This window comes from Microbulbifer agarilyticus (assembly GCF_019800665.1).
Taxonomy (GTDB): domain Bacteria; phylum Pseudomonadota; class Gammaproteobacteria; order Pseudomonadales; family Cellvibrionaceae; genus Microbulbifer; species Microbulbifer agarilyticus_C.
Window position 1 is genome coordinate 625,998 of sequence record NZ_JAHVKO010000001.1, and the last position, 18,757, is coordinate 644,754.

Below are 18,757 nucleotides of genomic sequence, written 5' to 3' on the forward strand. Positions count from 1 at the left end.
CATTTCGCACGCTGTTTTCAGATTGAGTAACATTATTGCCGTAGGATTCAACCGCCAGCATTAAAAAGACCTTAGTAATTGTGCGACTTCCCGCTCAACCTCGTTTTCTTTGGTACATTTTTGTCCCCAGTGCCGGAGAAAATGGATGGGTCTACCGACCTCCTGGGGAGGCCTTCGCGGTGTACTTTGGTGATCGTCAGGATATGGCTTTCAGGTACGCAAAGCATCAGAATCGGTCGTGGATGCGACTAAATGGCCACAAAATACGCGAATTCGCTCTATATGACGAGGAGCCGATCTCGGGTGGGCGCAAGGGGCCACGGGGCAGGCCGAAGTATCTTTCTTTCCGTCGAAACTCAACGGGTACGATGTACTGGCTATATAGGCCACCTTGGCTAGCTAATCCTGTTTCTCTAGGGCGGGATGAAAACGCCGCTACCGAATACGTCAAGAAAGCAAACCAGCAGCGAGATCGTTGGCTGCAAGAAAAAGAAGAGCGGTTAAGCCAATGCATTCTGAATCGCATTTCTCGAAGAGAAAAGGGTGCATTTGCGCCGATATCATTTAGGGCTCTGATTTCCGACTTTGGGACCGCCTTGCGGCGCACGATGCCTAAGGGTGCGTACCGCCTTGAGGTAAAGCCGAAGCTCGCGATTTATATTCACCATTTAGGTCGCATGGCTGTGGATGAGGTGGACGTCGATATGTTGCGCCTAAATATCGAAATGTCTGTTTTCCGTGAGGAGATCTATAAAAAGCATCGAAAGTTATTGGTTAAGATCTTCGATTACGCTTATGGCCGTGGATATCTAGGTCGAGAGCTTTCTAATCAAGCGAGGCGGTTACCTTCGACTCTTGATGAGATGTTGAAATAGAGTGGGTGTGGTTCGCATTGGTTGTGTTTAGTTATGGCAGCCAAATTACAACCTCATCCTACTCCGGGAGGTAGGCTACTCACGGCAAATCCAGGCGCTGCGGGGCGGGAGCCAAAAGTGAGTAACCGTGAGTAACTTTGTGAGTACTGTGTGTTAAACCGGCGCCTAGATGATAATCCTAAATAGGTGCCAAATTTTGTAATTTTTAAACAAAAAAAGCCCGCATACTGCGGGCTTTTTCTAAAATCTGGTCGGTGAGAGAGGATTCGAACCTCCGACCCCTTCGTCCCGAACGAAGTGCGCTACCAGGCTGCGCTACTCACCGACTAGGTCGAGCAAATTGCTCATGCTTCCTTGCGAAGCGGGCGGCATTATAACAGCCGGTCACGACCTGTAAACCACTGATTTCATTAAATTTACGAACCTGCCGCGATTGTCGTACGCGGCAGGATTGGGTGACGCGGCTCAGCGGTCGATCTTGCGAATCAGACCTTCCTGAGTGGTGGATGCAACCAGACGACCGTCCCGGGTAAAGATCTGCCCACGGCAATAGCCACGGGCACCGCTAGCTGATGGGCTGTCGGTCACGTATAACAGCCATTCATCGGCCCGGAAGTGGCGGTGGAACCACATGGCGTGGTCCAGACTCGCCGGCATCATGTGCGGGTCAAACAGGCTGATGGGGTGCGGCTGCAGGCTGGTGCCCAGCAGTGCCATATCTGAGGCGTAGCACAGTGCGCTGCGGTGCTCGATCGGGTCGTCCGACAGCTCACTATCCACCTTGAACCAGAACATGCAGCGGGGTTCGCGGACGCCAGCGCCAAAATAGCTCATTGGGTCCACCGGGCGGAAGTCCACCATGTAGCGCCGCTGATTGTGAGCTGGGTCGTTCATACCGGCTTCTTCGGCCAGTTGCTGGGTGTTTTTCAGCTTTTCGGGGGGGATAACACCTTCGGTGGGCATTTCGGCCTGATGATCGAACCCCGGCTCGTCGATTTGGAACGAGCAGGACATATTGAAAATCGCCTTGCCGTTCTGGCGCGCCACTACCCGGCGGGTGGTGAAGCTACCGCCGTCGCGAATGGGGTCTACATCGTAGATCACCGGCATTTCACTGGAGCCCGGGCGCAGGAAATAGGCATGCAGGGAATGAGGCAGGCGGTCTTCCACGGTCCGCGCGGCCGCCATTAAGGCCTGCCCCAGTACCTGGCCACCAAACAGTACTTTTCTGTAATTCTCTACATGGCTGCGACTGCGGTAGAGGTTGCTATCTAATCGTTCGACGTCGAGCAGAGTGCTCAGAAATTCCTGCATGTGGGACCTAATCAAAGCAAGTTGAGCGTAGCGCCGAGTCGGCGCTGCCTGGTTCGCGCTGAATGATAGCAAGCCACACCCCCGTGGCCATTACGCATTCTCCCAATCGGCCTAGCAATACGATGCGCGAGCCGCCGGGGTATGGCTGGGGTCCTTGGCTACAGCTACATTTTTATAGTGACTTGTATCCCTATACGGTTTGTTCGGTGTTGTAGTCGATAGGGTCGGAGAATCTCTTCCTACGAACCCCTCCAGAGTGGGGCAAATCCTGCGATGGGCGTGAATTTCATCGAATTTCTTTTCCAAAGCAGGGGAATTGCCTATCATTCATGAATGGATAGTCAATTTCAGTCTCCAAATTTACGGACAGTTAAGGTCGGAAGTATGGATAAGGCAAAAGAGAAGGTTCAGCGGTTCCGTGCGCGCGAGCAGCGTATCCTGGACGCAGCGCTGGAGCTGTTGCTCGAGCATGGTGAAGAGAAGGTGACGGTTGAGCAGATCGCTGAACGCGTCGACATTGGTAAAGGCACCATTTACAAGCACTTTATCTCCAAGACCGAGATCTATATGCGTCTGTTGATGGACTACGAAAAGTCCCTCACCGAGCGCCTTAAGAGTGCCGTTGCTACTGCGGAGCAGGGCGATATTACCGCTCCGGCCCGTGCTTATTTTGAGTCGCGCATGGCAGATCCGGCGCGCGACCGACTGTTTCAGCGCCTTGAGGAAAAGATTATTGCGCTGAATCTGGCCCCGGAAATGATCGCGGAGCTCCACGCGTTGCGTAATTCCAATGCTTCAGCGCTCAATCGCGTTTTCGAGCGCCGCATGGAGCAGGGTGTACTGAAGAAAGTACCTGCTTATTTCTATTATTCGACCTACTGGGCTCTGGTGCAGGGCGCCGTTGAGCTGTATCACTCCAAATCGTTCTCTGACGTAATTGAGGATCGCGAGGGGTTGATGGAATTCATCATGGATGTCGGTGTGCATATCGGTGATATCTCCAGTCGCCGTCACCAGGATTCAGACCAACCGACAGGCTTGCCCCAGAGCACCCCAAGCACCCCGGGTAGCAGTTTTGGCTGAGCCATTATTTCAGCAGCTACAGAAATTACAGGACGAGTTCCAGGGGTACCCGCCGGTATCCTCCTGGAACCCCGACCTCTGTGGCGATATGGATATGATCATCAAGGCCGATGGTCACTGGATCCATGAAGGGACGGAAATTGAACGCCAGCCGCTGGTGAAGCTCTTCGCAAGCATTCTTAAGAAAGAAGGTGAAGACTATTTCCTGATCACGCCGGTCGAGAAATGGCGCATCGTTGTGGAAGATGTGCCTTTTTTAATTACGCAGGCGGCGCGGGAAGGGGATGGTGATGGCGCACAAATATTGCTCACTACCAATACCGGGGATGTGCTGCCGTTAGATAAAATGCACCCACTTCTGCTGAAACCTTACGGCGACCCCTCTCAGCCAATTCCCTATATAGAAGTGCGTGATGGACTTGAGGGGCGCATGTCCAGAGATGTTTACTATCAGTTGATCGACTGGGCTGAGCCGCGTCAGCCAAATGAGCCTCCGGCCAAACTCTGTCAACTCTGGCTAAAAAGTAACGGCGAAGAGTTCTTGCTCGGCCAGTACTGAATTATTCGCAATGAATAAATTCTCATTGTCACTCTCGTTAGCTCTGCAAAAATATCTCATTAATTTATTTCACATGTTTCACTTAATTTAAATCCGGTTAAATATTATTCGGAATAAGATTTCGTGAAATATATTAGAAATATTTGAGAAATATGCTGACATATAAGTTTCACACTTCAAGATATTTGAAATATTTGTCCCATTTTCATATTCGCGTCTTTCATTCGTAACATTTTCGCAACACTCCATTCCTAGACTCCCCCTCGTCCAAATTGCTTTGGCCGTTAAAAAAAATATTTACGGATAAATCCATTTCATCCTTGTTAGGGGGATTCATGAAACTCGTAACCAAGAAGCTGCTGCTGGCAGCTGCTATCACTGGTCTGCTGACTGGCTGTGACAGCGGCGGTATTACTATTGCTCCGGAAACCAACGACAACTCCGTAGATAACAGCACTGGCGGCGGTGACGGTGGCGCTGTTGCAAATAACCCATGCGCTTCTTACGAGAAAGCTGGTTCTGTTAAGCAGGGCGAGTTCAACTCTGAAACTGGTAACTGTACCTACAACGCAGCGTTTGTTGATTCTGGCAACCCGCTGACAGTTGACCTGGTAATTCCTGCTCTGGAAAACGGTGCGCACCTTTTTGAAGGAAGTCTGTTCGTTGGTAACAACTACGACGACGACACCACCATGGCTGCTGCTGGTATCGCCGAAGGCGGTGACGGTGCTCAGCTGACCGTACAGGCTGGTGCAACGGTTGCATTCCCAGACAGCACAAAGTTCATGGTTGTAAACCGTGGTTCTCAGCTGGTAGCTGTAGGTACTGCGCAAGACCCAATTACTTTCACTTCTCTGTCTGACGTAGAGGGCACTGTAGGTCCTGAAGACATACAGCAGTGGGGTGGTATGGTGATCAATGGTTTCGGTATCACTAATAAGTGTGCCTACGATGCCGAAATGAACACCTCTGAATGTCACGTACTCGCCGAAGGTGCTGCTGGTAAAGACCAGTCCAACTACGGTGGTGACAACAACGGCGACAGCTCCGGTCACATGGAATATGTTCGCGTTAAGCACACTGGTGCGGAAGTTGCGAACGGTGACGAGCTGAACGGTATCACCTTCAGCTCTGTCGGTTCCGGTACCATCGTTAAGAACCTGCAGGTTTACTCCACTTACGACGACGGCATCGAAATGTTCGGTGGTGCGGTAAGTTTTGAAAACTACCTGGCCATGTATGTACGTGACGATTCCATCGACATTGACGAAGGTTGGAGCGGCTCCATCACTAACGCGCTGGTAATCCAGAGCGAAACCGATGGTAACCACTGTATCGAATCTGACGGTATCGGTTCTTACAAAGACACCAACGACTACACCGCTCTGATCGCAGCCGGCCTGAACAGCCGCCCGGTGATTGATGGCCTGACCTGCATCATCTCTGCACAGAGTGAAGGTACTCACGATCCGGGCGCTGGCTGGCGTTTCCGTGAAGGTATCTACCCGATGATCACCAACTCTATGGTTATCGGTTCCTTCGCCGCTGACGAAAACGGTGTGGAAGGTAGCAACTACTGCCTGCGCGTTGAGAGCGCCGAGACCACTGCAGCTCTGGCTGCCGGTACCGAAGCAAGCATCACTTCCAACATCTTTGCCTGTGCTGACAAGACCAAAGGTGGCCCGATTGGCACTGACGAGCTGGAAGCCTGGGCGGTTGCCAACGGCAACGTATTTGCCGACGTACCAGCTGACGCCGCTTTGAACCCGACTGCCGCTGCCGACACTGGCCTGCAACTGCTTGAAGGTCCTCTGTCTGTATTCTCCATCGACACCGACAGCATGATGGTTAATGACGCTGCGGTAGGTATCTCTCCGATCGAGCGCGCTTACCTGGGTGCTCTGAGTGCTGGCGACAGCGACTGGACTGTTGGCTGGACCTACGGCCTGCACGACGGCAGCCGCGCTCAGGCTCTGTGGTTCGAGCAGCAGTAAGTGCTTAGGAGGTCAGGATTTTAAATCCTGACTGAGGGGCGCCGCCTTCACACACTGGAGCCGGCGCCTCATTTGATTTTGAGATCAGGAACGATTAGAGGCCTGGGAAATGGATAAGAACGAAAAGTTTCAAAGAGTGCCGTTGGTATTGGCTATCGCCACGGCCTCTGTCATTGCTCCTAACGCGTTGGCGCAGGTAGAAATGGACACGATTGCTGGCCCGCAGGCGCAGCAAATTGAAGAAGTAATGGTGCAGGGGCGACTGAAAGACTCAGCCGAGATGCTGGTTAGCGAGCGCCTGGAAGAAGAAGTGGTAACCGACATCCTCGGTTCTGAAATGATCGGACGAGTAGGGGATTCAACAGTTGCCGCTGCGCTGCGCCGTGTGGCTGGTCTGTCCCTCGTTAACGACAAGTTTGTTTACGTTCGTGGCCTGGGTGAGCGTTATTCCAGTACCACTCTGAACGGTGCCACCGTGCCGTCTCCAGATCTGACCCGAAACGTAATTCCGCTGGACATTTTCCCGACCTCCGTTGTGGATTCTCTCGCGGTACAGAAATCATATTCCGCCGATCAGGCGGCAACCTTTGGTGGTGGTAACGTCAACATCCGCACCAAGGGTATTCCCGATGGCCTGACTTTCTCTATTGAGTTGGGCAGCGGTATGAACAGCGAGACCGATGGTGACGTGCTGTCTTACCGCGGCGGTGATGATGACGACTTCGGCACCGATGACGGCACTCGTGCCTTGCCTGTGGAGCTCGAGCAAGCACTGCAACGCTTTAAAGGTGAGCTTGGTGTACAGGACATTCGCGAAGTTCTGGAGCAGGAAGGCAACGAATATGCCTCAGCTTCCGAAGCGATCGCTGCTGCAAAACAACTCAATCGTGAGTTGGCCCTGCAGTTGAATCGTGACATCGCGGTGCAGGACGATTCCAGTAACCCGGATATGGGTGTGAAGGGTAGCGTTGGTAACCGTTTCTACATCACCGACGATCTGGAAGTAGGTTTCCTGGCTGGTGCATCTTACAAGAACCGCTGGCGTGAAGAGGAGACCATCAAGCGATCCTACGGTTTGCCGGAAGAAGTTGTGGACGTTGAAAATACCTCAACATACTCCGTAGATCTGAGTGGCAACCTCAATCTGGGGGTTCGTTATGGCGATGACCATGAGCTTACTCTGACCAGCTTGTACCTGCGCAATACCGACGACGATACCTCTGTGCGCGATTACTTCAACGAAAACCGCCAGCTGTCTGACGGCCGTGGGTTCCGTGAATATACATTGAAGTATGAAGAACGCGATCTGCTGGTGAATCAGGCTCGAGGTGCTCATACTCTCGGCCCCGCGACCAAAGATATGGTTCCTGGCGGTCTTCTGAACTGGGTGTCGGATGAGCTGAAGGTCGACTGGTTTTACTCCGAGTCTACTGCTCAGACCGATATTCCGAACGAAGTTTCCGTCAATGCCGATACTCTGACCAATAGTCTTGGCGAGGTGGTGAGCTCTTCGGTCAGTAACGGTGTAAACAGTTCCGGCTTCCGTTTTACCGAGTTGGAAGATGAGGTCCTGAACTACGGTTGGAGCTCTACTTTGCCGCTGGAATTCTCCAGCTCTTCACTGGAGTTGAGTGGTGGTTTTGCCCGTACTGAAAAGGCGCGCTACTACAAGCAGAGTGAATTCCGTATCGGCGCGATCAACGTTGACGACCCTGCGTCACTGGGCGGGAGTCTGGACCAGGTGTTTAGCGATGCGCAAATCACCGACCCGGCCAATGACTACGCTTTTGACCGCGCGGGTACCAACAACCAGAGCTACATCGCCGCTACGTTGACAGATGCCGTATTCGGTAAGATTGACTGGACCCTGAATGAAACCTGGCGTGCGTCCGCCGGCGCTCGCTGGGAAGAGTACAACCAGGTTGCCCTAGACTGGAACCCCTATGGTTACAGCATTGAGAGCCCGCAGATTGACCTGGATGAAGATGGGCTGCGTGACTCCACTTACAGTGACGACGCAGTATATCCGTCTCTCTCGCTGACCTATATGGGCGCGCTGTGGGCGGAGACCTTCCAGTTGCGCTTCGGTGCCAGTAAAACCGCGGTTCGCCCGGATCTGCGTGAAATTACTGAGGCGATTTACATCGATCCAATCACCGACGAACAGGTGAAAGGTAACCCGGATGCCCGCCCGTCTGAAATCACCAACTTTGACGTGCGTGGAGAATGGTACTTCGACAATGGCGACAACCTGACCGTATCCGCTTTCTACAAAGATATTGTTGATCCGATTGAATTCTTTGAGTTGGCTTCCAGTGATACCAACGTCGCTCGCGAAATCATCAATGCGGAATCCGGTGAGATCACTGGTGTGGAAATTGAGGCGCTTAAGGGCCTTGGTTTCATGGGTGAATTCATGGATAGCTTCTTCGTGCAGAGCAACCTGACGTTCCAGGAAACGGAACTGGTTGCCGGTGCCGAAGCCGATGCCCCGACCAATCCTATCCGCGAAATGACTGGCGCCTCCGAGTATGTGGTTAACATGCTGGTTGGTTTCGACTCTCCAGATGGCGGGCATACTGCAACTCTGGGTTACAACGTGTTCGGCGATCGTCTGTATGCTGCCGGCCGTAACGGTGCCCCGGACGCCTATGAGTTGCCGTTCCACTCGCTGGATCTGACGTACTCTTGGTACCCGACCGAAGAAATCACCATCAAAGCCAAGATGCAAAACCTACTGGATGAGGCAATCGAAATTGAGCGCGCAAACGTGGTCGTATTCGAGGAAAAGCCTGGGCAGTCTTTTGCACTGAGTGCTCAATACAAGTTCTGATTGCGATAGGTTTCGACAACAAAAACGTACCTGGAAGTATTACAGCAACAGGGAACGCTTGAAGAGCCGGGCACTGTACAAAGTGTCCGGTTTTTTTCGTATTGGTGGCTGCCCATTGCGAGACAATAAAAAAGGGCGCCCATTGGGCGCCCCATAAACTGACTGCTCAGCAATTACATATTCGGATAGTTGGGGCCGCCGCCACCTTCCGGAGTCACCCACACAATGTTCTGGGTGGGGTCCTTAATGTCACAAGTCTTACAGTGTACGCAGTTCTGTGCGTTGATCTGGAAGCGCTTGCCGTCACCGTCCTCTACCACTTCGTATACGCCGGCAGGGCAGTAGCGCTGTGCTGGCTCATCGTAGATCGGCAGGTTGTGGTTCAGCGGAATGTCACTGTCCTTCAGGGTCAGGTGACAAGGCTGATCTTCTACGTGGTTGGTGTTGGAGATAAACACCGACGACAGCTTGTCGAAGCTCAGTACGCCATCCGGCTTCGGATAGTTGATCTTTTTGCAGTCTGCGGCGGGTTTCAGCTGGGCGTGGTCTGCCTTGCTGTCGCTCAGGGTCCACGGCAGCTTGCCTTTAAACAGGTTGATGTCCACGAACGCATAGGCTGCGCCCAGGATGTTGCCCCATTTGTGCTGTGCCGGACCGAAATTGCGCTGCTTGTGCAGCTCTTTCCACGCCCAGCTGTTCTTGTAGCGCTCGCTGTAATCGGTCAGCTCATCACCGCCGCGCTCGGCGCTCAGGGCTTCTGCTACGGATTCCGCGGCCAGCATGCCGGACTTCATCGCGGTGTGATTGCCTTTGATCTTGGCGAAGTTCAGGGTGCCAGCGTCGTCGCCGATCAGCATGCCGCCCGGGAAGGTCATTTTCGGCTGGGACTGCAGGCCGCCTTTTACGATGGCGCGTGCACCGTAGGCAACACGCTGTCCGTCTTCCAGGTACTGCTTGATCACCGGGTGGTGCTTGTAGCGCTGGAATTCGTCAAACGGGCTGACATGCGGGTTGCTGTAGGACAGGTCGGTGATCAGGCCGACTACTACCTGGTCGTCTTCCAGGTGATACAGGAAGCCACCCCCGGAGGAGTTGGACTCATCCAGCGGCCAGCCGGCGGTGTGCACAACCAGGCCTTGCTTGTGCTTGCTGCTGTCGACTTTCCAGATTTCCTTGATGCCGATGCCGTAGTGCTGCGGTTCGCGGTCTGCATCCAGAGAGTATTTGGCAATTAGCTGCTTGCCCAGGTGTCCACGACAGCCTTCGGCAAACAGGGTGTATTTTGCGTGCAGCTCCATACCCGGCATGTAGCTGTCTTTTTGCTCGCCATTGGCGCCGATGCCCATATCGCCGGTTGCGATACCTTTTACCGAGCCATCTTCGTTGTACAGGACTTCTGCCGCGGCAAAGCCTGGGAAGATCTCAACGCCCAGGGCTTCGGCCTGTTCGGCGAGCCAGCGGGTGAGGTTGCCGAGGCTGATAATGTAGTTGCCTTCGTTGTGCATGGTGCTGGGCACCAGCATGCCGGGAACCTTGATAGAGGATTCCGGGCCACGGAGTACGTAGATATCGTCGCCCTCGACCGGGGTTTCCAGAGGCGCGCCGCGCTCTTTCCAGTCAGGGAACAGTTCGTTCAGGGCGGTGGGTTCAAATACGGCGCCGGAGAGGATGTGCGCACCAACTTCCGAACCTTTCTCAACCACACACACGGCGATGTCTTCATTAATCTGACGTAGCTTGATCGCGGCGGCCAGTCCGGCAGGGCCCGCGCCGACGATGACTACGTCGTATTCCATTGACTCGCGTTCCACAGGTCTCTCCTCAACTAATTTAGTTATTCACCCACCGAATTATGACAGGCAACTTTTAGGTTTCTCGATTATATCGGTCCGTGACCAATCGCACCAATTGCGTAACTTTTCATATCCGCTGGCAAAAGTGGCGTAATTAGCGGTATTCGCCTGTCTAGAATAGTGTGGGTTTATGGCCTGAAATTGATCTTATGAATGACTGCTAGGCTTACTATTCAACTATTGATTTTGCTTGGTGAAAGGGCCAACATACGCCCCGGTCAAACAACTGTTTGAACTCGAGGTCGGCTCGCAAAGGCCCGAAAACGCTCACTTTGAGCGCTTTGGGGGAGCCGCGAAACACTCAGCCGCGAGGCTACGCGAGTTAGCCACGCCGCAGGTCAGCGCCATGGTAGGCGGCAGATTGCGGCTTTTATGTAGACTACTGAGACGGGATTTTCATGAAAGTTCTTGTAGCTGTGAAGCGCGTTGTCGATTACAACGTGAAAGTTCGCCCCAAGGCGGACGGTTCTGATGTGGACATTGCCAACGTCAAGATGTCCATCAACCCCTTCTGTGAGATTGCGGTAGAAGAAGCGGTTCGCCTGAAAGAGAAGGGTGTAGCCAGCGAGATCGTTGTTGTCTCCATGGGCCCCAAGCAGTGCCAGGAACAGATTCGTACCGCACTGGCCCTGGGCGCCGACCGTGGTATCCAGGTTGAGACCGATGCCGAGCTGCAGCCGCTGGCCGTTGCCAAGTGCCTGAAGGCCATCGTTGAGAAAGAAGAGCCGCAGCTGGTGATTCTGGGCAAGCAGTCCATCGACGGGGACAACAACCAGACTGGCCAGATGCTGGCTGCGCTGACCGGTATGGGTCAGGGCACCTTCGCGTCCGAAGTGAACGTTGAAGGCGAGTCCGTGAAGGTAACCCGTGAGATCGACGGCGGCCTGCAGACCGTTGAGCTGACTCTGCCGGCGGTTGTGACTACCGACCTGCGCCTGAATGAGCCGCGTTACGCCTCCCTGCCGAACATCATGAAGGCCAAGCGTAAGCCTCTGGATGTGACCACCCCCGACGAACTCGGTGTGGACATCGCCCCGCGCACCAAAACCCTGAAAGTTGAGCCGCCGGCCGAGCGTCAGGCTGGCATCAAGGTTGCCGATGTAGCGGAACTGGTGGAAAAACTGAAAAGCGAGGCGAAGGTAATCTGATGAGCATTCTGGTAATTGCAGAACACGACAATGCGGAGCTGAAAGGCGCCACTCTGAATACCATCGCTGCAGCCAAGGCTATTGGTGGTGACATCGACGTATTGGTTGTTGGTAGCGGCTGTGGTGCCGTTGCAGAAGCAGCGGCCAAGGTCGAAGGTGTCAGCAAGGTGCTGGTTGCCGACAATGCGGCCTACGAGCATCAGCTGGGTGAGAATACCGGCAAGCTGGTTGCCGACCTGGGCAAAAACTACAGCCACGTGCTGGCTGCTGCGACCACCACCGGCAAGAACATGCTGCCACGCGCTGCGGCACTGCTGGACGTACAGCCGATCTCCGACATCATTGCGGTCGAGAGCCCGGATACCTTCAAGCGTCCGGTCTATGCCGGTAACGTAATCGCTACTGTTCAGAGCTCTGACGCAATCAAGGTCGCTTCCGTGCGTACCACCGCGTTTGATCCTGTAGCCGCCGAAGGCGGCAGCGCCGCGATCGAAGCGGTTGATATCGTGGACGACGCCCATGTATCCAAGTTCGTGGGTGAAGAGCTGGCCGAGTCCGATCGCCCAGAGCTGACCGCGGCGAGTGTTGTGATCTCCGGTGGTCGCGGCATGGGTAACGGTGAAAACTTCGAATTGCTGTACAAAGTAGCCGATAAACTTGGCGCTGCTGTGGGTGCATCCCGTGCCGCGGTTGACGCAGGCTTTGTACCGAACGACATGCAGGTTGGTCAGACCGGTAAGATCGTTGCTCCGGATCTGTACATCGCCGTGGGTATTTCCGGTGCCATCCAGCACTTGGCTGGCATGAAAGACTCCAAAGTGATCGTTGCGATCAACAAAGATGAAGAGGCGCCAATCTTCTCTGTAGCCGATTACGGTCTGGTTGCAGATTTGTTTGATGCGGTGCCGGAGTTGGAAACCAAATTGTAATATTGGGTTCATATACTCCATCCCGGAAAGGGCGGCCTCTGGCCGCCTTTTTTGATTCTAGGGTATGCGCGGAAGATGTCTGGTGCGTCACTTTTCTTTACGGGGCAGTTGGTTGTTTATTAACCTGTTTTGTAGGGAAGATTGCCTTTCTTCGGGTAAGCCCGGAGAATAGGCGCCCAATAACGAGAATTACGCTGTTTGTGGTACAGCAGAGACGGGTTCAATCATGTCTTTGGTCAAGCGCACATTATCTTCTGCTTTGCAGAATCCAGGATCTGCTGCCAGTACGGCAAAGCGCAGCCTGTTGGCTACGGTTGCTGTGGTTGGTACCTGGCTGACCACCAATATGCTGGCCTATGGTGACCTGGTGATCCCCGGCGGCGAGGCCGCAGAAAGCCTCTTGGCCGAACGCAGCACCCGTTCTACCGCGCGCAGCAACCCTTCCTCGATACCTCCAACGGCATTTTTCGGTGTGGCCGCTGTAGAGCCAACGGCGCAGCCCGAAATTGATCTTGCCAACATCCCGATTACGCAGCTGAACCTGGTGTTGTCCGGTGTTTTGAGTAGCAGTGTTGCCGACCATGCGAGTGCGTTGGTGGCTCAGAAGGGGAAGCCGGCCGAACGTGTCTACGTTGGGCAGTCGCTACCGGGCGGGGCGGAAGTCTATTCCGTGGAGGTTGACCATATTATTCTGCGCAGAAACGGCCAGATGGAAAAATTGACGTATCCGGATGCGGATGGGCGTCCAACGGTTCCCAAGCAATATGAAAACTATGCCCGGCAAGCTGCCAAGGTTATTGGCGCAAATCGCGCACCTGCTGATGGGGACCGGCAAGAATCAATTCGCGAGCGGTTAAAGCAGTTGCGAGAGATGGCGCGAGAGCGCCAGTCGGCACAGTCGAGCCAGTAAAAATCTATTCGAGCAGGTGGGGTTTAGGGGCCTGCTTTTTATATTCAAGACCAAACTTTTTTGATAAGAAAGAATTAGAGCCAAAATCATAATGATGAGCGTGTTTCACCAACGGCTAGTTGCTGTCGCCTTGGGTTTTTTACTGTCTTTTTCGGTGCTGGCTCAGTCGATGCAGGAGAGAGTGACCCTTTCTCTCGACAATGCCGACATTCGTGACCTGATCAACTGGGCGGCGGACTTTACCGGCAAGAACATCATTGTTCACCAGAACGTAAAAGGTAAGGTGACGGTGGTTGCCGGTGATCCTATGACGCACCAGCAGGCGTTTGACGTATTTATGTCAGTGCTGCAGGTCAACGGCTTCAGCCTGATCGAGCAGGGCGATGCCTGGAAAGTGGTGCCGGACTCCCTGGCCAAGCAGCAAGCCATTCCCGTTGTCGATGAGGGCAGCCGCGCACCCGGTGAAGCACTGGTCGTGCGCACGGTGCGGGTAGAGAACATTTCCGCGGCGCAGCTAATCGCGATGTTGCGCCCGTTGATTCCGCAAACCGGCCATCTGGCGGCCTATGCCGACACCAATACCCTGATCGTCGCGGATCGCGCGGCCAACATCGAGCAAATCGTACGTCTGATCCGCCAATTGGATCGCGCCGGTGCGATCGACATTGAACTGGTACCCCTAGAGTTCGCTTCTGCCAAAGAAGTAAAACAGGTGATGACCGAGTTGCTGCAGGGCGGCGGCAAGCAGGCCGGTAATGATATTCAGCCGCTGCGTATCGCGGTTGATGAGCGCTCCAACAGTATTCTGCTTACCGGTGACCCGGTAACCCGCAGCCAACTGAAAAAGGTGATCTATCGCCTGGACCAGCCGCTCTCCGGTGATGGCAACACCGCGGTGGTGTATGTGCAATACGCCAGCGCTGCGGAATTGAAGCCTATTCTCGAGGGCATGAGCGGCAGTATTCAGAAAACCGAAAAAGACCAGCAGGTTGCCAATGTTGAAGTCAGCATTCAGGTCAACGAAGAGCTGAATGCGCTGATTCTCACCGCGCCGCCCTCATTGCTGGAAACCATGCGTGGCGTTATTGCCAAGCTGGACGTGCGTCGGGCACAGGTACTGATCGAAGCGATCATTGTTGAAGTGACCGAAGGCACCGACAACGAACTGGGTATCAAGTGGATCGCCAGTGATGAAGGCAACGTATTTGCCGGTTTCGAAAATGACGTGGCCATTGGTGACCCGGATGACCCCGATAACATTATCGTGGATGGTGTGCCGATCAATCCGCGCTCCCTGGACCCGCTCAACCTGGTGCGCAGTGGTTTTAACCTCGGTTTCCTGAGTGGTACCGATGTGCGCGTCGCGCTGAATGCCTTGGCATCTTCAAATAACGCCAACATCCTGTCGACGCCGACCGTCATGGCGCTCGACAACGAAGAGGCGGAAATTCTGGTCGGCCAGAACGTACCGTTTGTGACTGGGCAGCAGCTGCGTGAGGGCAGTGGCACCGATCCATTTAACACCGTTTCCCGTGAAGACGTGGGTACCGAGCTGAAGGTCATCCCGCGGGTGAATAACAACAACTCGGTGACCCTGGAAATCGAACAGAAGGTGGAGAACGTATTGCCGGTGACCGGTCCTGCGGTGGACCTGGTAACCAGCAAGCGCGAAATCCGCACCAAAGTATTGATCGACGATGGCGCCATCTTGGTACTTGGCGGTCTGATCGAAGACAAGGTCACCGAAATCAATCAGAAAGTCCCTCTGCTGGGTGATATCCCGGGCCTCGGACGCTTGTTCCGCAACTCCGCTAAGGAAGTCAACAAGACCAACCTGATGGTGTTTATCCGTCCGAAGATTCTCAGCAATCAGGTTGCCGGCTACGAGGAGACCCGTCGTCGTTACCGCGATATGCAGGAAAAGCAGCTTTACCTACGCGATCGCACCAGCCGCATTTGGGATTGGAATCGCGGCGACGTTCTGCCTGATTTGCTACCGCCTGCGGCGGCCACTGAAGAAGTACAGGAAGAGTTTCCTCTGGAGCCCGAGGACACCAAGTGATGACGGAGCTCGCCCTTAAGCGCCTGCCATATGCCTTTGCCAAGCGGCATCAGGTATTGCTGGCCGAGGTAGAAGGTGCGCCGGTGTGTCAATACGTTGCGCCTTTGAATCCGTCTGTTCTGGCGGAGGTACAGCGCTTGTGCGAAGCACCCTTGGGCGTGGCTTCGGTCGATCTCGACACCTTTCAGCAATCTTTACAGCGCGAATACGAGAATCGGGAAGGGGGCAACCTTTCCGATGTCGAGAGCCTGGGTGAAGATCTCGATCTGGCTGCGGTCGCTGATTCGGTGCCTGAGACCGAGGACCTGCTCGAGCAGGAAGACGATGCACCGATCGTTAAACTGATTAACGCGATTTTTGCCGAGTCCCTGAAGCAGGGCGCCTCGGATATTCATATTGAAACCTTCGAAAAGCGCCTCGTGGTACGTTTCCGGGTAGACGGCGTATTGCGCGAAGTTCTGCAGCCCCGCCGCGCTCTGGCGCCGCTGCTGGTGTCGCGTATCAAGGTTATGGCGAAGCTCGATATCGCTGAGAAACGTATCCCGCAGGACGGCCGTATCTCACTGTTGATGGGTGGCCGAGAAGTGGATGTGCGTGTCTCCACCATGCCGTCTTCTGCCGGCGAGCGCGTGGTAATGCGCCTGCTGGATAAGCAAGCGGGCAAGATGGATATGCGGCACCTTGGGATGGCGGAGCGCGATCTCAAGGTCATTACCGAGCTGCTGAGCCGCCCCCACGGCATCCTGCTGGTTACCGGCCCTACGGGCTCCGGTAAAACCACCACCCTGTATGCGGGCCTTGCCAGCATCAATCACCGCGAAAAGAACATCCTCACTGTAGAGGATCCGGTGGAATACAATCTGGAAGGCGTTGGTCAGACCCAGGTCAATACCAAGGCCGATATGACCTTTGCGCGCGGTCTGCGCGCCATTCTCCGCCAGGACCCGGATGTGGTGATGGTGGGGGAGATTCGTGACCTTGAGACCATGCAGATCGCCATTCAGGCGAGTTTGACCGGTCACCTTGTGCTTTCCACGCTGCACACCAATACCGCCCTTGGCGCCGTGACTCGCCTGGTGGATATGGGTATCGAGCCATTCCTGCTGTCTTCCAGTCTGATCGGGGTACTTGCCCAGCGCCTGGTACGGGTACTTTGCCCGGATTGCCGCCAGCCCCATGAAGCAGATGCGTTTGAGTGCTCGGCACTCGGTCTGGAAGAGGGTGCCAGCGCAACCATCTACCGCCCTGGCGGCTGTGAGAAGTGCAACCACAGTGGCTATCTCGGGCGTGTCGGTATCTACGAGTTGGTGCCGGTCAACGAGAAGCTCCGCCAGATGATTCACGATCGCGATTCCGAAAGTGCACTGGTACAGGAAGCGCGCACGCTCGGTCCGAGTATTCGCGATGACGGTATGGCCAAGGTGTTGGCTGGCGTAACTTCACTGGAAGAAGTGCTGCGGGTAACCCAGGAGTCCTGATATGGGTGCATTCGAGTACACAGCGCTGAACAGTGGTGGCCGCAAGAATCGCGGCACGCTGGAGGCCGACAGCGCCAAAGCGGCACGGCAGCAGCTGCGCGCCAAAGGGCTGATTCCTTTGGAAGTGGCGGCAGCTTCTGGCGAGGCGGCCGGGCAAGCGGCGGGCAGCCTGTTTAGTGGTAGCCCCGGCCTCGGTATCAAGCCGCTGGCCCTGCTTACCCGTCAAATCGCAACGCTGTTGCGCGCCGGTATTCCCCTCGAAGAAACCCTCAGTGCCATTGCAAACCAGACTCGCAACCAGAAGGTGCGGCGCATAGTGCTGGCGATTCGGGCAAAAGTGCTCGAAGGTCACAGCCTGGCGCAGGCGCTGGGGAGCTTTCCGCGCGCTTTTCCCAAGCTCTATCGCGCAACCGTTGAGGCTGGAGAACACTCCGGGCACCTGGACGGCGTGCTGGAACGACTGGCTGACTACACCGAGAGTCAGCAGCAGTTCCGGCAGAAGGTGCAGCTGGCTCTGATCTATCCCATCGTGCTGGTGGTGATCTGTATCTTGGTGGTGACCGGGCTCATGGTTTACGTCGTGCCAGACGTGATTGAGGTCTTTACCGGTACCGGGCAGACTCTGCCCATGGCGACGCGTATTCTGGTCTCCATCAGCGACTTTATTTCCGCCTGGGGCTGGATGATCCCTCCGGCGATCATTTTGATGGTAGTTGGCTGGCTGCTATTGCTGCGTCGGCCCGGTTTCCGCTACCGCTACCATCACCGCCTACTGGAAATGCCGGTTATCGGTTGGCTGGTACGTGGTGGGCAGAGCGCACGCTACGTGGGTACGCTCGCCATCCTGACCGGCAGCAGCGTACCACTGGTGCAGGCCATGGGTATTGCCAGCGGGGTAATGGGCAATGACTATTTGAAAGAGCGCCTGCTCATCGCGCAGAAATTTGTACGCGAGGGCGGCAGCCTGAGAAAAGCATTGGAAGACGTGGAATACTTCCCGCCAATGATGACCTACATGATTGCCAGTGGTGAATCCTCTGGCACACTGGACCAAATGCTGGTGCGTGCGGCTGAAAATCAGGAGCGTGACCTGCAGGGGGCGGTGACGGCCTTCGTCAGCTTGTTTGAGCCGATCATGCTGCTGTTAATGGCGGGTATTGTTCTGTTTATCGTGATGGCCATCATGATGCCGATCATGAGCATGAACCAATTAGTGGTGTGACCTGTCCTTGCTTTAGGGCGGGTATTTAAGATTTGTAAACGCGAGGTGAGAAATGAGCAATTTGCGTAAGCAGAAGGGTTTTACCCTGATCGAGATCATGGTGGTGATCGTGATTCTCGGTGTTCTCGGTGCATTGGTAGTGCCGAACATCATGGGGCGTACCGGTGAGGCACGTATCAAAGCGGCGACCGTGGACCTGAGAGCGATCTCAACCGCGCTGGATATGTACCGTATGGACAACTTTGTATACCCAAGCTCTGATCAGGGCCTGGGCGCATTGGTGAGCAAGCCGTCCGGTTTCCCAGAGGCGAAAAATTGGGTTGAGCCTTACCTGAAGAAGGCGCCCAAGGACCCATGGGGCAACGAGTACCAGTACATTAGCCCCGGAAGTGCCGGTGCCTATGACCTGTTTAGCCTCGGTGCGGATGGTAAGCCTGGCGGTGAGGGTGAATCTGCGGATCTTTTCGCAGCTGAGCTCTAATTTCAGGATTTATTTC

Annotated in this window: 14 protein-coding genes and 1 tRNA gene; 12 read left to right on the forward strand and 3 right to left on the reverse strand. The window is 54.8% G+C overall.

Going from position 1 to position 18,757, the window contains the following annotated elements:
* Window positions 1–179 precede the first annotated feature (179 nt).
* The gene (locus KUV22_RS02545; RefSeq protein WP_222228105.1) at window positions 180–875 is read left to right on the forward strand and encodes a hypothetical protein; all 696 of its coding nucleotides are present in this window, start codon (window positions 180–182) and stop codon (window positions 873–875) included.
* Window positions 876–1,123: 248 nt separating this feature from the next.
* On the opposite strand, the gene KUV22_RS02550 is transcribed toward KUV22_RS02545, so the two are convergent.
* Both KUV22_RS02550 and KUV22_RS02555 read right to left on the reverse strand, forming a co-directional pair.
* Window positions 1,124–1,200, reverse strand: a tRNA-Pro gene (locus tag KUV22_RS02550).
* Window positions 1,201–1,340: 140 nt separating this feature from the next.
* The gene (locus KUV22_RS02555; RefSeq protein ID WP_222228106.1) at window positions 1,341–2,189 is read right to left on the reverse strand and encodes an acyl-CoA thioesterase; all 849 of its coding nucleotides are present in this window, start codon (window positions 2,187–2,189) and stop codon (window positions 1,341–1,343) included.
* Between the two features lie 384 nt (window positions 2,190–2,573).
* Here KUV22_RS02555 and KUV22_RS02560 point away from each other — a divergent pair, with 384 nt between their 5' ends.
* From KUV22_RS02560 to KUV22_RS02575, 4 genes are all read left to right on the forward strand, one after another.
* Window positions 2,574–3,272: a TetR/AcrR family transcriptional regulator gene (locus tag KUV22_RS02560; protein WP_222228107.1), complete on the forward strand. Its 699-nt coding sequence runs from the start codon at window positions 2,574–2,576 to the stop codon at window positions 3,270–3,272.
* Complete coding sequence (locus KUV22_RS02565; RefSeq protein WP_222228108.1) at window positions 3,265–3,831, forward strand: DUF1285 domain-containing protein; 567 nt, start codon at window positions 3,265–3,267, stop codon at window positions 3,829–3,831. The genes KUV22_RS02560 and KUV22_RS02565 overlap by 8 nt, the downstream gene beginning before the upstream one ends.
* A gap of 335 nt (window positions 3,832–4,166) precedes the next feature.
* Window positions 4,167–5,825, forward strand: coding sequence for a serine/threonine protein kinase (locus KUV22_RS02570; RefSeq protein ID WP_222228109.1), 1,659 nt, complete (start codon window positions 4,167–4,169; stop codon window positions 5,823–5,825).
* Window positions 5,826–5,934: 109 nt separating this feature from the next.
* Window positions 5,935–8,658, forward strand: coding sequence for a TonB-dependent receptor domain-containing protein (locus KUV22_RS02575; protein ID WP_222228110.1), 2,724 nt, complete (start codon window positions 5,935–5,937; stop codon window positions 8,656–8,658).
* Between the two features lie 173 nt (window positions 8,659–8,831).
* Here the strand turns inward: KUV22_RS02575 and KUV22_RS02580 are convergent, their stop codons facing one another.
* Window positions 8,832–10,469, reverse strand: a complete 1,638-nt coding sequence (locus tag KUV22_RS02580; protein WP_315857494.1) for an electron transfer flavoprotein-ubiquinone oxidoreductase — start codon at window positions 10,467–10,469, stop codon at window positions 8,832–8,834.
* Window positions 10,470–10,909: 440 nt separating this feature from the next.
* Here KUV22_RS02580 and KUV22_RS02585 point away from each other — a divergent pair, with 440 nt between their 5' ends.
* The 7 genes from KUV22_RS02585 (at window position 10,910) to gspG (ending at window position 18,741) form a co-directional block, all read left to right on the forward strand.
* A complete protein-coding gene (locus tag KUV22_RS02585; protein ID WP_222228111.1) occupies window positions 10,910–11,659 on the forward strand; it encodes an electron transfer flavoprotein subunit beta/FixA family protein in 750 nt (249 codons plus the stop codon).
* The gene (locus tag KUV22_RS02590) at window positions 11,659–12,588 is read left to right on the forward strand and encodes an electron transfer flavoprotein subunit alpha/FixB family protein (protein ID WP_222228112.1); all 930 of its coding nucleotides are present in this window, start codon (window positions 11,659–11,661) and stop codon (window positions 12,586–12,588) included. The genes KUV22_RS02585 and KUV22_RS02590 overlap by 1 nt, the downstream gene beginning before the upstream one ends.
* 226 nt (window positions 12,589–12,814) lie before the next feature.
* Entirely contained in the window at window positions 12,815–13,498 is a 684-nt protein-coding gene (locus tag KUV22_RS02595) for a type II secretion system protein N (RefSeq protein WP_222228113.1), read from the forward strand.
* Window positions 13,499–13,679: 181 nt separating this feature from the next.
* Complete coding sequence (gene gspD / locus KUV22_RS02600) at window positions 13,680–15,560, forward strand: type II secretion system secretin GspD (protein ID WP_315857495.1); 1,881 nt, start codon at window positions 13,680–13,682, stop codon at window positions 15,558–15,560.
* Window positions 15,560–17,038, forward strand: a complete 1,479-nt coding sequence (gene gspE / locus KUV22_RS02605) for a type II secretion system ATPase GspE (protein ID WP_222228116.1) — start codon at window positions 15,560–15,562, stop codon at window positions 17,036–17,038. Before gspD ends, gspE begins: the two co-directional genes overlap by 1 nt.
* A 1-nt stretch (window position 17,039) precedes the next feature.
* Complete coding sequence (gspF, locus tag KUV22_RS02610) at window positions 17,040–18,260, forward strand: type II secretion system inner membrane protein GspF (RefSeq protein ID WP_222228118.1); 1,221 nt, start codon at window positions 17,040–17,042, stop codon at window positions 18,258–18,260.
* Between the two features lie 52 nt (window positions 18,261–18,312).
* Complete coding sequence (gspG, locus tag KUV22_RS02615; protein ID WP_077403314.1) at window positions 18,313–18,741, forward strand: type II secretion system major pseudopilin GspG; 429 nt, start codon at window positions 18,313–18,315, stop codon at window positions 18,739–18,741.
* Window positions 18,742–18,757: the final 16 nt, after the last annotated feature.